This window comes from Neoaquamicrobium sediminum (genome assembly GCF_013240295.1).
Classification (GTDB): Bacteria; Pseudomonadota; Alphaproteobacteria; order Rhizobiales; family Rhizobiaceae; genus Aerobium; species Aerobium sediminum.
Genome location: NZ_JABETK010000002.1, coordinates 12,207 through 25,510 on the forward strand (window position 1 = coordinate 12,207; position 13,304 = coordinate 25,510).

The 13,304-nt window shown below is 62.7% G+C and carries 8 protein-coding genes, 1 tRNA gene and 3 pseudogenes; 8 read left to right on the top strand and 4 right to left on the bottom strand.

The genetic code is table 11. The annotated features are described in order from the left end of the window. The first annotated feature begins 212 nt into the window (after positions 1 to 212). Positions 213 to 1,841 carry a fatty-acid--CoA ligase gene (locus HK436_RS11740; protein WP_173190169.1) on the top strand — a complete coding sequence of 543 codons (1,629 nt, stop codon included), beginning with the start codon at positions 213 to 215 and terminating at the stop codon, positions 1,839 to 1,841. 18 nt (positions 1,842 to 1,859) lie between these two features. On the opposite strand, the gene HK436_RS11745 is transcribed toward HK436_RS11740, so the two are convergent. Continuing rightward, on the bottom strand, positions 1,860 to 2,534 hold the full coding sequence (locus tag HK436_RS11745) for a winged helix-turn-helix transcriptional regulator (protein ID WP_173190171.1): 675 nt from the start codon (positions 2,532 to 2,534) through the stop codon (positions 1,860 to 1,862). A 142-nt stretch (positions 2,535 to 2,676) separates the two neighbouring features. Here HK436_RS11745 and HK436_RS11750 point away from each other — a divergent pair. After that, positions 2,677 to 4,243 (top strand): annotated as a pseudogene (locus HK436_RS11750) (MFS transporter). Between the two features lie 35 nt (positions 4,244 to 4,278). Further along, positions 4,279 to 5,103, top strand: a complete 825-nt coding sequence (locus HK436_RS11755) for a DUF1499 domain-containing protein (RefSeq protein ID WP_173190173.1) — start codon at positions 4,279 to 4,281, stop codon at positions 5,101 to 5,103. Here the strand turns inward: HK436_RS11755 and HK436_RS11760 are convergent. Continuing rightward, the gene (locus tag HK436_RS11760; protein ID WP_173190176.1) at positions 5,074 to 5,979 is read right to left on the bottom strand and encodes an MBL fold metallo-hydrolase; all 906 of its coding nucleotides are present in this window, start codon (positions 5,977 to 5,979) and stop codon (positions 5,074 to 5,076) included. The genes HK436_RS11755 and HK436_RS11760 overlap by 30 nt on opposite strands. Before the next feature lie 123 nt (positions 5,980 to 6,102). Between HK436_RS11760 and HK436_RS11765 the strand changes: the two are divergent. Beyond that, positions 6,103 to 6,694 (top strand): annotated as a pseudogene (locus HK436_RS11765) (biotin transporter BioY). A 76-nt stretch (positions 6,695 to 6,770) separates the two neighbouring features. Here HK436_RS11765 and HK436_RS11770 read toward each other — a convergent pair. Next, entirely contained in the window at positions 6,771 to 7,889 is a 1,119-nt protein-coding gene (locus HK436_RS11770; RefSeq protein WP_173190177.1) for a DegT/DnrJ/EryC1/StrS family aminotransferase, read from the bottom strand. Positions 7,890 to 8,007: 118 nt separating this feature from the next. Further along, positions 8,008 to 8,082 (bottom strand) — tRNA-Gln (locus HK436_RS11775). A gap of 276 nt (positions 8,083 to 8,358) precedes the next feature. Here HK436_RS11775 and cysD point away from each other — a divergent pair. The 4 genes and pseudogenes from cysD (at position 8,359) to nspC (ending at position 13,293) form a co-directional block, all read left to right on the top strand. After that, positions 8,359 to 9,284: pseudogene (gene cysD, locus HK436_RS11780) on the top strand (sulfate adenylyltransferase subunit CysD). Positions 9,285 to 9,299: 15 nt separating this feature from the next. After that, on the top strand, positions 9,300 to 11,195 hold the full coding sequence (gene cysN, locus HK436_RS11785; RefSeq protein ID WP_173190178.1) for a sulfate adenylyltransferase subunit CysN: 1,896 nt from the start codon (positions 9,300 to 9,302) through the stop codon (positions 11,193 to 11,195). Positions 11,196 to 11,218: 23 nt separating this feature from the next. Then, the gene (gene cysQ / locus HK436_RS11790; RefSeq protein ID WP_376769160.1) at positions 11,219 to 12,037 is read left to right on the top strand and encodes a 3'(2'),5'-bisphosphate nucleotidase CysQ; all 819 of its coding nucleotides are present in this window, start codon (positions 11,219 to 11,221) and stop codon (positions 12,035 to 12,037) included. A 152-nt stretch (positions 12,038 to 12,189) separates the two neighbouring features. Then, on the top strand, positions 12,190 to 13,293 hold the full coding sequence (gene nspC, locus HK436_RS11795) for a carboxynorspermidine decarboxylase (RefSeq protein ID WP_173190180.1): 1,104 nt from the start codon (positions 12,190 to 12,192) through the stop codon (positions 13,291 to 13,293). Positions 13,294 to 13,304 lie beyond the last annotated feature (11 nt).

A 13,304-nucleotide genomic window follows, 5' to 3' on the forward strand; every position in this document is an offset into this window, starting at 1 on the left:
CATTAACGGTTCGGTCGCAAAGATGGCGGCTTTGTGGCGAACGGTCCGAGGATGCCCGGACGACCTTGGAATCGAGGGGTTGAAGCACCCTTCCGGTTTCCCGGATTTGCCGCCGCCAACCACATGCCAGGGTGAATTTCGAAGGCGGGAGACTGGACAAGCCGCGTGTTCCGGCGAAGACTGCCGACAGCCAAAAAAGGAGGAGGAACGCGATGCATGGATTGATGCAGGATTGGCCGCTGCTCTGCCACAAGATACTGGACCACGCGGCAACGCAGCACGGCGCGCGCGAGATCGTTTCGCGCTCGGTCGAGGGGCCGATCGTGCGCACGACCTATGCCGAGACACGCCAGCGCGCGCTGAAGGCGGCACAGCTTCTCGAACGCGAGGGCTTTGCCGCCGGAGACCGGATCGCCACGCTGGCCTGGAATACCGGGCGGCATCTGGAGGCCTGGTACGGCATCATGGGTGTTGGCGGTGTCTACCACACGCTCAATCCGAGGCTTTTCCCCGAACAGATCGCATGGATCATGAACCATGCCGAGGACAAGGCGCTGTTCGTCGACCTGACCTTCGTGCCGCTGGCCGAGAAGATCGTCCCGCAGGTGCCGTCCGTGAAGCGCGTGATCGTCTTCACCGACAAGGCGAACATGCCGCAGACCTCACTCCCGAACGCGATAGCCTATGAGGAATGGCTAGCCGAAGCGGACGGCGACTTCCGCTGGAAGCAGCTTGAGGAAACGGCTGCCTGCGGCATGTGCTATACGTCGGGCACCACCGGCGATCCGAAGGGCGTGGTCTATTCCCATCGCTCGAACGTGCTTCACGCCATGATCGCCCTTGTGCCTGATGCGATGGGGCTTTCCTCGCGCGATACGGTGCTGCCGGTGGTGCCTATGTTCCACGCCAATGCGTGGGGGCTTGCACAGAGCGGACCCATGTGCGGGGCAAAGCTCGTCATGCCCGGCGGGCGCATGGACGGCGAGGCGATTTACGAACTGCTGGACACTGAGAAGGTGACCTTCACCGCCGCGGTGCCGACCGTGTGGTTGATGCTGCTGCAGCATCTGGAGGAAACCGGCAAGAAGCTGCCACATCTGAAGAAAGTAGTGATCGGCGGCTCTGCCTGCCCGCGCGCCATGACCAAGAAGTTCCAGGAGAACTACGACGTCGAGGTCATCCACGCATGGGGCATGACCGAAATGTCTCCACTCGGCACGCTGGCGACGATCAAGCCGGAATATCTGGAACTGGAAGGCGACGCCAAGCTCGACATACAGCAGAAGCAGGGTTTCGCGCCCTTCGGCGTGGAGATGAAGGTCACCGACGACGAAAACCATGACCAGCCGTGGGATGGAAAGACTTTCGGCAGGCTCAAGGTGCGCGGCCCGGCGGTGGCGCGCGCCTATTACGGCGGCGCCGGCACCGAGCAGTTCGATGATGAAGGCTGGTTCGACACGGGCGATGTCGCCCACATCGATCCGCAGGGCTACATGCAGATCACCGACCGGGCCAAGGACGTGATCAAGTCCGGCGGTGAGTGGATCTCGACCATCGATCTGGAAAACCTTGCGGTCGGGCATCCTGACGTCGCTGAGGCCGCTGTTATCGGTATCGCGCATCCGAAATGGGATGAACGGCCTTTGCTGGTCGTCGTGCGCAAGCCGGGCAAGGAGCCATCCAAGGACGAGCTACTCGGCTTCATGGAAGGGAAGATCGCAAAATGGTGGATGCCGGACGACGTGGTCTTCGTTGACGAGATTCCCCATACCGCCACCGGCAAGATCCAGAAGACGACGCTGCGCAAGCAGTTCGAAACCTACGAGCTGCCGACAGCCTGAGGCCTTCGCCCGCAAACCTTACCCCGCTGCCGTGTTATCTTCGACCGGCAGCGGGAACCATGACAGGAAGCATTCGAAAGCCCCACGGTCGCCGGTGAGCTCAACATCCTTGCTGGCAAGGGCACGATCCAGATCGGTATTGTTGGCAAGCAGCGAGTCCAGTGTCGAGGCCTCGGTTACCACCTCGGCGTCGGCATTGCCGTCGTGCCGATGCGCTGCGACTTCGAATTCTCCGTTACTTACCCGAACGCTGAACGGCACACCGTCGAGAACGAGCGAGAGCCGTAACGCCGCGTCGCCCGCAATCGTCGGGTCGAACAGTGTTCGGAGCGACAGCACCACCGACGCCGCGCTGATCGGCCTGCCCTGTGGCAGGGCAGGCGACTGTGCGCCCCACCGCCCGAGCTCGACCAAGACCGGCTCCAGCGCGCGACCCCAAGGGGTAAGTTCGTAGACGGATGATGCTGCCGGCGGCGGGAGACGGCGCCGGGTGATGATCCCTGCCACCTCCAGGTCTTCCAGCCGCTGTGTCAGGATGTTGGGCGTGATCGTGCGCAGGTCGGCCTTCAGGTCAGAGAAGCGCTTCGGCCCGAACATCAGCTCGCGAACCACCAGCAAAGCCCAGCGCTCGCCGATCAGATCCAGTGCAAACGCTGCGGCGCAGCCATCGTCGTAACTCCGTTTTCCAGCCATATGTCTCTTTTTCGTATTCGTCAGTAGCAAAATAATACCATCAGATTATAATAGCATACTACGTTATCCGGCCCACATGAAGCCGAGAAACGAAAAGGCAAAACCTCAGCCGTCTCGCGGCGTTGGAAAACCGGAGCCATTCATGACGACCACCGCGGCAATGCAATCAACCGCGACACCCCGCGCAACCGTCAAGGAATGGACGGGGCTGGCGGTGCTTGCGCTTCCCTGCATCCTCTATTCCATGGACCTGACGGTGCTGAACCTGGCGGTTCCAAAACTCACCGCCGATCTCGGCCCGAGCGCGGTCGAACTTCTCTGGATCGTCGACATCTACGGTTTCGTGCTGGCTGGCGCGCTGCTTTCCATGGGCGTTCTCGGAGACCGCGTCGGGCGTCGGCGTCTGCTGATGATAGGTGCTGCCGCATTCGGTCTTGCATCGATCGCCGCTGCGTTCTCGACCACAGTATGGATGCTGATCGCGGCCCGGGCGCTTTTAGGGCTGGCTGCGGCAACCCTTGCGCCTTCGACCCTGTCGCTTGTGACAAACATGTTTCGCGATCCCGCGCAGCGCACCTTTGCGATCGGTGTCTGGATCGCAAGCTTTTCGTCGGGCGCCGCGATCGGGCCGGTGCTGGGCGGCGTGGTGCTTGAATATTACTGGTGGGGCGCCGTTTTCCTGCTCAACGTGCCGATCATGGTGCTGTTGCTGGCGGTGGGGCCGTGGCTGCTTCCCGAAGCACGTGAAGCCGATGCGCCCTGGCCGGACTTCGTGAGCGCCGCCTTGTCGATAGTGGCCGTCCTGTCACTGGTCTATGGAATCAAGCTCTTTGCACATTCCGGTCCCAGCCTCGCCGTCGGTGCGGCGTTGGTTGTGGGCGTGCTGGTGGCGGCCCTCTTCGTGCGTCGGCAGAAACGTCTGGCCGATCCACTCATCGACCTGGCACTCTTCCGGCGACCGGCATTCAGCACGGCGCTGACGGTCAACATCTTCGGCTTCTTTATCGCTTTCGGCTCGTTTCTGCTGATCGCGCAATATCTCCAGCTCGCATTGGGCCTTTCCCCCTTGGAGGCGGGGCTGTGGTCGGCGCCTTCCGGCATCACCTTCGTGGTCGGCGCGCTGCTCACGCCGCTGATGACTCGCCTTGTCGCCCCGCAGAGGCTGGTTGCCCTGGCCTTGACGGTTGCTGCGGGGGCTTCCTGATGCTCGGCATCGGCGACGATCCGGACCTCGCGCGGGTCGTTGCGGGCTATGTCATCTTTCGTTCGGTCTAGCGCCCGTGTTCACGCTGACGACCGACCTGATCGTCTCGGCTGCCCCGCCGGAGCGTGCAGGCTCGGCCGCCGGCATTGCCGAAACCAGCACGGAGCTTGGCGGCGCGCTGGGTATCGCACTTCTGGGTAGCCTCGCTTCAGCGCTCTATCGACTAGACCTGAAGAGCAGCATTCAAGGTGTCGTTTCCGACACCGCGCTAGCCGAAGCAGGCGAAGCGCTTGGTCGCGTGTCTTCGCTTGCGGCGGAATTGCCGACCGCGCAGGGCGCTGCTCTGGTCGCGGCTGCGCAGTCTGCTTTCGGCAACGGCTTCCAGATGGCGGCACTGGCGAGCGCTGCCATCGCTCTTGGGACGGCTGCCGCCACGTTTCTGGTCATCGGACGGCAGTCAACTCCCGGAGGAGGTCCCTTTGACGCTCCGATAGCAAGCCGGTAAGAGGCTCGAACAGTCTCAGGCATGGCAAGGCACGGATGGCGACAGGACCGGAACGGCGGGTTTCGCCGATGGCGCAGCGAGCGAGGAGGATTGCCGGCTTTTCGCTCGTGCTTTTGATCGTTGCCGGTGTCGGCCATCGTTACGGGATGGTCGAGACCGTCGCGTATTTCTGGATTCTGGCGCTTGTGGCCGGACTGGCACTCCTGGCGCTGGGGCTGGCCGCCGGCGGTTTCTGGCGGCTTTGGCTGTATGGCGAAAAGGCCGGCAAAGCGTCGCTTGCCGCAACCCTTCTCGCGGTGATCGTGCTCGCACCCTACGCGGCCGGCGCTTATTTCGTACTGCGCTACCCCGTGCTGAACGACATCTCGACCGACCTCGTCGAGCCACCGCAGTTCGTTCTTGCTCCTGCGCGCCGCAGCGGGGCCATGAACGCCATCGTGCCGATCACGCGCGAGGCCGCCGCGTTGCAGACCGAACATTATCCGGATTTGAGCGGGCGCCGTTACGACGCCTCGATGAGCAGGGTCATGAATGCCGCCGCGGCGGTGATTGCCGCGCGAGGCTGGAAACCCTATGCGCGCTTGCCTCTGGAGGCCGAGCACGGGGAAGTTTCCATCGAACTGGAAGCGCTGACGCTGCTGGTCCGCTTCCCGGCCGATGCGGTGCTGCGACTGACGGACGAGGGCGCGTCGACCTTCGTCGACATGCGCCTGAACACCCGCTACGCCAAGCACGACCTTGGCGACAATGCACGGCGCATCCGCGCCTTCATGTCCGACCTGGACGCCGAGTTCGCGCGGCAGTCGCTGGAGATCATCGATATCCCGGCCTCAGACGAGGAAGAAGACCCGGTCGATTGACGGCTCACCTTCGGACGCCGCGATGCCTCGGCCGACAAGGTCCTCCAGATGTGCGAGCACTGACAAGCCGGCTGCGCCGTAGAGGCGCGGATCGGTGTCTCGGTAAATGGCTGCGACCATCTCGGGAATGGTGCGGTCGCCGCGGCGAAGCCGCTCGATGATGGCCCGCTCACGCATCTTGCGATGCGCCTTCAGTCCCCGCATGAAGGCGGCAGGCTGGGTCACCGGCCCGCCATGGCCAGGCAGGAACAGTCGATCGTCGCGGCCCAGAAGGCGGTCTAGCGAAGCCATGTAATCGGACATCGCCCCATCGGGCGGCGCCACGATGGATGTCGACCAGGCCATCACATGATCGGCCGAAAACAACATGCCCGTTCCCTCCAATGCGAAGGAAACGTGGTTGGCGGTGTGGCCGGGCGTATGGATTGCGCGCAGCGCCCAGCCGTCACCCTCGACCAGTTCGTCATCGGCCAGTGTGACATCCGGCATGAAATCCGTGTCGCCGCTGGCGTCCAGCGGATTGATCTCGCCGATGCGCAGCGGCCTTGCCGGCCGATGCGGTCCTTCGGCCAGCACGGTCGCGCCGGTTCGCTCCGCCAGCTTCCGGGTCAGCGGCGAATGATCGACGTGGGTGTGGCTGACGAAGATATGACTCACCGGCCTGCCTGCAATCGCCCGTATGAGAGCACCGAAATGCGCGTCGTCTTCCGGACCCGGATCGATGACCGCCAGTGTGTCTCGTCCAACCAGATAGCTGTTGGTGCCGTGAAAGGTGAAGGCGCTCGGATTGTTGACCGTGATTCGCGCCACATCGGGCGCGACCTCGACCGCCTCGCCATAGGCGGGTTCGAACTTTGTATCGAAATCGAGTGCCATGGAGAGGTGCCGTAGCGATGTGGAAAGGGCAGGCGAAACGAGTTGCCGCATATCATGGAAGACCATATAGGGGAACCATCGCACCGGGCAGCCTTGCCCGCCGACACTCTGATGGAGAACGACATGTCCGCCGCAATCCTGTCTCGTCCGCTGGTTTCGCTCGCATTGCCCGAAAAGGGCGTTGCGCGTTATGCCGTGCTCGCCTTCCTGGCAGTCGCCGGCACGCTGCTGCTCACCCTGTCGGCCAAGACCAAGGTGGTGCTCGGCCCGGTCGACATGTCGCTGCAGACGCTTGCCGTGCTCGGCATTGCCGCAAACCTTCGGGCTCCGGCTCGGCGTTGCGACGCTGCTGCTCTACATGGCCGAGGGCGCCATGGGCTTCCCCGTCTTCCAGTCGACCCCCGAGAAGGGAATCGGCATCGCCTACATGATGGGCACCACCGGCGGCTTCCTCGCCGGCTTCGTCGTCATGGCGGCAATCGTCGGCTGGGCCGCCGATCGCGGCTGGGATCGCAACCCATTCAAGCTCTTCGGCGCCATGCTTGCTGCCGAGATCGTCATGATGGCGATGGGCTTAGCCTGGCTCGCCGGTATCATCGGCGCTTCGGCATCCTGGCAGTTCGGCGTTGCGCCATTCATCCTGCCGGACCTCATCAAGGTTGCGCTCGCCGCGGCAATCGTGCCGGCCGTATGGGCGCTGTTTGCCCGCCGCTAAAGGCGCTTGAGACACCCCAAGAAAAAAGAAGGGCCGGTCGATCGACCGGCCCTTCTGCGTTTAGCTGTGTTCGGTCTCAGCGACCGATGAAGTCCACGATGGTCGCGATGATGCGATCCTGATCCTCCGTCGAGAGGTAGGGGTGCATTGGCAGGCACAGGATTCGCGACGGCAGTTCTTCCGAGAGCGCCAGCCCGCCCGGCGCGGTCTGGTACTGAGAATACGCCACCTGCTGGTGCAGCGGCTTGACGTAGTAGATCACCGACGGGATGCCCTGGGCCTGCAAATGAGCTTTCAGCTCGTCCCGGCGCGGGGTTTCGATGGCATACTGCGCCCACGCCGAACGACTGCCGGCGGAAACCTCAGGCACCTTGACGACGCCCTGCAGGCCTTCCTTGTAGCGCCGCGCGACCGCCTGGCGCTTTTCCATCTCGTCTTCGAGGATGGCGAGTTTCTCGATCAGAATGGCGGCCTGCAGCGTGTCGAGACGCGAATTGATGCCGACATGGACGTTGTCGTACTGCGTCTCGCCCTTGCCGTGGAAGGCCAGCGAGCGCAGCTTCTCAGCCATCTCGTCGTCGTTTGTGAACATCGCACCGCCGTCGCCGTAGCAGCCCAGCGGCTTTGCGGGGTAGAAGCTGGTGGAGCCGACCTGGCCGAAGCTGCCGCACATGCCGTTGCCGAACTTGCCACCGATTGCCTGGGCCGCGTCTTCGATGACGGCGAGCCCGTGGCGCTCGGCGATCGCGGTGATCGCGGAATAGTCGGCGGAAAGGCCGAAGAGATCGACGGGGATGATGGCGCGCGGGGTCAGCCGACCTTCCGCCTTGACCATCTCGATAGCGTCCTCGAGGCTGGCGGGGTCGATGTTGTAGGTATCCGGATCGATCTCGACGAAGACCGGCTCGGCCTGCCTGAGCGCGACAACTTCAGCCGTGGCAGCAAAGGTGAAGGAGGGGCAGAAAACGGCGTCGCCGGGGCCGACCCCATAGGCCATGAGCGGGAGCAGCAGCGCGTCGGTACCATTGGCACAGGCGACCACGTGCTTGACCCCGACATAGTCGGCCAGCGCGTTTTCGAATTCGGCTACTTGCGGCCCGAGTATGTATCGGCCGTCGTCGACGACACGGTCGATCGCCGCTTTAAGCTTGTCGCGAATGCGCTCCCGTTGAGCGCCCAGATCGATGAATTGCATGTCTTCCCGTTCACTGTGATGCGGCCCGCCTGCCTTGCGGTGACGCTGTTAGCAGAGTTGGGGGAGACCGAAAGCGTGGCGGTGAAGTGACTTGGGCCGCGGGGAGGTCGAGCGTCGATGGCTGGGGCGCCTGGATTCGAACCAGGGAATGGCGGTACCAAAAACCGCTGCCTTACCGCTTGGCTACGCCCCAACGCGGCCGGCCGTTCCATATCGCGTGCGCCCGACGTCGTAAAGCCTCAACTTCGCGGTCGGCGCTGAACCGGGCCTCGCGGCAGATACGAAAAATCATGCAGGCCGCACGGGGTAGGGCTGCCGGTATTTTCTGCCGTTCGGCGCAAATTTGAAAAACGCGGTTTTGTCCGCACCCTGGGGCGTCGGGTAATTTTGCATCATGCCCGCTGTCGACTGGGGCGCGCCGCCAAACAGCTCGTTTTGGCGGCATCTCGCGAAATGGTGCCTATCGGATATGAAGCAAACTTTGTCAGCGCAGCGCCCAGCGCTTTCCCATCTGGACAGGCTGGAGGCCGAGGCGATCCACATCTTCCGGGAGGTGGCGGCAACCTTCGCCCGCCCGGTGATGCTCTATTCGGTTGGCAAGGATTCGTCCGTGCTGCTTCACCTGGCCATGAAGGCCTTCTATCCGGCGAAGCCTCCGTTCCCGTTCCTGCATGTCGACACCACCTGGAAGTTCCGCGAGATGATCGCCTTCCGTGACGGGATGGCGGCGACGCACGGCCTCGACCTGCTGGTCCATATCAATCAGGAAGGCGTTGAGCAGGGCATCAACCCGATCGACAGCGGCTCCAACGTCCACACCCATGTGATGAAGACGCAGGGGCTGCGCCAGGCGCTCGACAAATACGGTTTCGACGCCGCTTTCGGCGGTGCCCGGCGTGATGAGGAAAATCGCGCGCCAAGGAGCGTATCTTCTCTTTCCGCGACGACAAGCACGGCTGGGACCCCAAGAACCAGCGCCCGGAAATGTGGAAGATTTACAACACGCGGATCAACCAGGGCGAATCGATCCGGGTCTTTCCGCTCTCCAATTGGACCGAACTCGATATCTGGCAGTACATTCTTCAGGAGAACATCCCGATCGTGCCGCTCTATTTCGCCGCGAAGCGGCCGGTGGTCGAGCGCGACGGCATGTTGATCATGGTCGACGATGGCAGGCTGAAGCTGCAGCCCGGCGAAGTGGTCAGTGAGCGTCTCGTGCGTTTCCGCACGCTTGGTTGCTACCCGCTCACCGGCGCGATCGAATCCGATGCCGATACGCTGGAGGGGATCGTCTCCGAAATGCTGACGGCACGCACCTCCGAACGCCAGGGGCGTCTCATCGACCGTGACGAGGCGGGTTCGATGGAGAAGAAGAAGCGGGAAGGGTATTTTTGATCATGCTCCAGAAATGTGGCAGAGGCTCGGTCCCCATCAAGCGATGTCCTGGACTATCTAGCGGAGCAGGAACGGAAGTCGATGCTCCGCTTCCTGACCTGCGGTTCCGTGGACGACGGCAAGTCGACGCTGATCGGCAGGCTTCTCTATGACACCAAGTTGATCTTCGACGACCAGCTCGCGACCCTCGAGCGGGATTCCAAGAAGCACGGCACCACCGGCGACGAGATCGATTTCGCACTGCTGGTTGACGGACTTGAGGCTGAGCGCGAGCAGGGCATCACGATCGATGTCGCCTACCGGTTCTTTTCGACGCCCAAGCGCAAATTCATCGTCGCCGATGCGCCGGGGCACGAACAATACACCCGCAACATGGCAACCGGAGCGTCGACGGCCGATCTCGCCATCGTGCTGGTCGATGCGCGCAAGGGTATCTTGCCGCAGACCCGCCGCCACTCGTTCATCGCCTCGCTCCTTGGCATTCGCCACATTTTGCTGGCAGTGAACAAGATCGACCTCGTCGACTACGATAGGTCGACTTTCGACAGCATCGCCTCGGAGTATCGGGCGTTCGCCGGCCAGCTCGGTTTCGCCTCCGTCGTGCCGGTCCCCGTTTCGGCGCGCTACGGGGAGAACGTCGTCACGCGTTCAGTAAACACCGGCTGGTACCACGGCCCGACGATGATCGAGCATCTGGAGACAGTGAAGGTTGACGAGGACCGGGCACAGAAACCCTTCCGCTTTCCCGTCCAGTATGTGAACCGGCCCAATCTGGATTTCCGCGGTTTCGCAGGCACGATAGCTTCCGGCACTGTGCGGCAGGGCGATGAGGTTGTGGTCGCCAAGTCCGGCAAGACGTCACGCGTCAGCCGTATCGTTGCAGCCGGCGGCGATCTCGCTATCGCGCGCGAAGGGCAGGCTGTGACGCTGGTTCTCGACGACGAGGTTGAAGTATCGCGCGGCAACATCCTGGTCGCGCCGGATGCGCGCCCGCAGGTGGCCGACCAGTTCGCGGTCAACCTCGTTTGGTTCGATGAGCACGCCCTGATTCCCGGACGGTCCTATCTCTTGAGAACCGAGACAGACCAGGTTGGCGCTACCGTTACGGAACTTAAGTATCGTACGAATATCAATAACTTCGCGCATGAGGCGGCGAAATCGATGGAGATGAACGAGGTTGGTGTTTGCAACATCTCGGTGCAATCGCCCCTCGCGTTCGACAAGTTCGCCGACGACCGGACGACCGGCGCATTCGTGCTGATCGACCGCATAACTAACACCACGGTCGGTGCAGGCATGATTCTGCATCCGCTGCGCAGGGCTGCCAATATTCACTGGCAGGCACTGGATGTGAACAAGAAGGCCCGCGCCGACCTGAAACATCAGAAGCCAGCGGTGCTGTGGTTCACAGGCCTGTCGGGTTCCGGTAAGTCGACCATCGCGAACCTGCTTGAAAAGAAGCTGCACGCCTCCGGGCGTCACACCTACATTCTCGATGGCGACAATGTACGCCACGGCCTCAACCGCGACCTCGGCTTCACCGAGGAAGATCGCGTAGAGAACATTCGCCGGGTGGCCGAGGTGGCGCGCCTGATGGCCGATGCGGGTCTGATCGTGCTCGTCTCCTTCATCTCGCCCTTCCGTGCCGAACGCCGGATGGCCCGCGAACTGATGAGCGATGGCGAATTCGTCGAGGTGTTTGTGGACACGCCGTTCGAGGAGTGCGCGCGGCGCGACCCGAAGGGGCTCTATGCGCGGGCGCTCAAGGGTGAGATCGCCAACTTCACGGGCGTCGATTCCCCTTACGAGGCACCGGAGAATGCGGATGTTCATCTGGAGACCGCCGGACGCGCGCCAGAGGAGATGGCCGACGAACTGGAAAATTGGTTGCGCCAGCGCGGCTATTGCTGACGGTGCGCCGACGCTGTATCGCGATGGCCATGCAGATATTGCCTGACGACAGAGCCGTGAATGCCGTTCTTGAACCCCTCGCATTGGCGGCGGGGCGGCGGATCATGGAAATTTGCGACCGTGGCTTTGCCGCCGAGCAGAAATCCGATTGCTCGCCAGTGACCGAAGCCGATCGGGACGCCGAGGCAATCATCCTCAAAGGACTTCGCGAGAGCTTTCCCGGCATTCCCGTTGTTGCCGAAGAGGAGGCCGCTGAGGGGCACGCGCCCGATTCTGTCGGCAGTGTCTTCTTTCTCGTCGATCCGCTGGACGGCACGCGGGAGTTCGTCAGCGGCAATGGCGACTTCACCGTCAACATTGCGCTGGTGCGTGACGGCACGCCTGTCATCGGCGTGGTCTATGCACCCGCGCGGAGGGAACTCTATTCGGGCTATCCCGGTTCGGCGTCACTGGTTGCGACCGATGCCGACCATAAAGCGCGCGACCGTCGCGCTATCGTTGTGCGCGATGGCTGCGCGCCGCTGACCGTCGTCGCAAGTCGCTCCCACAACACGCCTGACACCGATGCCTTCATTGGCCGTTACGAGCCCGCGCTGCGCATTTCCGTCGGATCGTCGCTGAAATTCTGCCTGCTTGCATGTGGCGAGGCGGACCTCTACCCGCGCCTCGGGCGTACGATGCAGTGGGACACTGCGGCAGGCGACGCGGTGCTACGAGCAGCAGGCGGCATGACCCGCACTCTGGACGGCAAGCCGTTTCGTTATGGTGCGGGCACAGCGGAAGGCGACGCACCTTTCGCGAACCCGCATTTCGTTGCCGAAGGCCGGCTGCCGCGCGATTAGGCTGCGGCGACCATAACGGCCGAATAACCCGTTTCCCGTGTGATCTCACCGTCAAGCGCATGTGGCAAAAAGGCTGCCATGGGCCGCGCGGGATTTGCCATTCGCGCCCGCATGCCTATAACCCGCCCCGAGACCCGAAGGCGAATTGCACGATGACCACGATTGCCACCCCGTACTATCTGATCGACAAGCAGAAGCTGCTTCGCAACATGGAGAAGATCGCCTATGTGCGCCAAGCCTCTGGCGCCAAGGCGCTGCTGGCGCTCAAATGCTTTGCGACATGGTCGGTCTTCGACCTCATGCGCGACTACATGGATGGTACCACCTCCTCGTCGCTCAACGAGGTGCGGCTGGGGCGTGAGAAGTTCGGTGGCGAAACCCACGCCTATTCGGTCGCCTACGCGGATCACGAGATCGACGAGGTAGTTTCCCACGCCGACAAGATCATCTTCAACTCCATCGGCCAGTTCGAGCGCTTCGCCGATCGGGCGACCGACATTGCGTGCGGGCTTCGGCTCAATCCGCAGGTCTCGTCATCGAGTTTCGATCTCGCCGACCCGGCGCGCCCGTTCAGCCGGCTGGGTGAATGGGACGTTGCCAAGGTCGAGACGGTGATGGACCGGGTAACCGGCTTCATGATCCACAACAACTGCGAGAACGCCGATTTTGACCTGTTCGACCGGATGCTCGGCCAGATCGAGGAACGGTTCGGCACGCTGCTGTCGCGCGTCGACTGGGTCAGCCTCGGCGGCGGCATCCATTTCACCGGCGACGACTACCCGATCGACGCATTCTGCGCGCGACTGAAGGCGTTTGCCGAGCGCTACGGCGTGCAGGTGTATCTCGAGCCGGGCGAAGCTTCGATCACCAGGAGCACGACGCTCGAGGTGACGGTGCTCGACACGCTCTTCAATGGCAAGAACCTCGCCATTGTCGACAGCTCCATTGAAGCGCACATGCTTGACCTGCTGATCTATCGCGAGACCGCCAAGATCGAACCCAACGAGGGCGGGCACACCTACATGGTGTGCGGCAAGTCGTGCCTTGCGGGCGATATCTTCGGCGAGTTTCGCTTCCCGGACGAACTCAAGGTCGGAGACCGGATCTCCGTCCAGGATGCCGCCGGTTATACCATGGTCAAGAAGAACTGGTTCAACGGAGTGAAGATGCCGTCGATCGCGGTGCGCGAGCTCGACGGAACCGTAAAGGTCGTGCGCGAGTTCGGCTTCGACGATTATGCTGCGAGCCTTTCGTAGGCCCGTCCCGT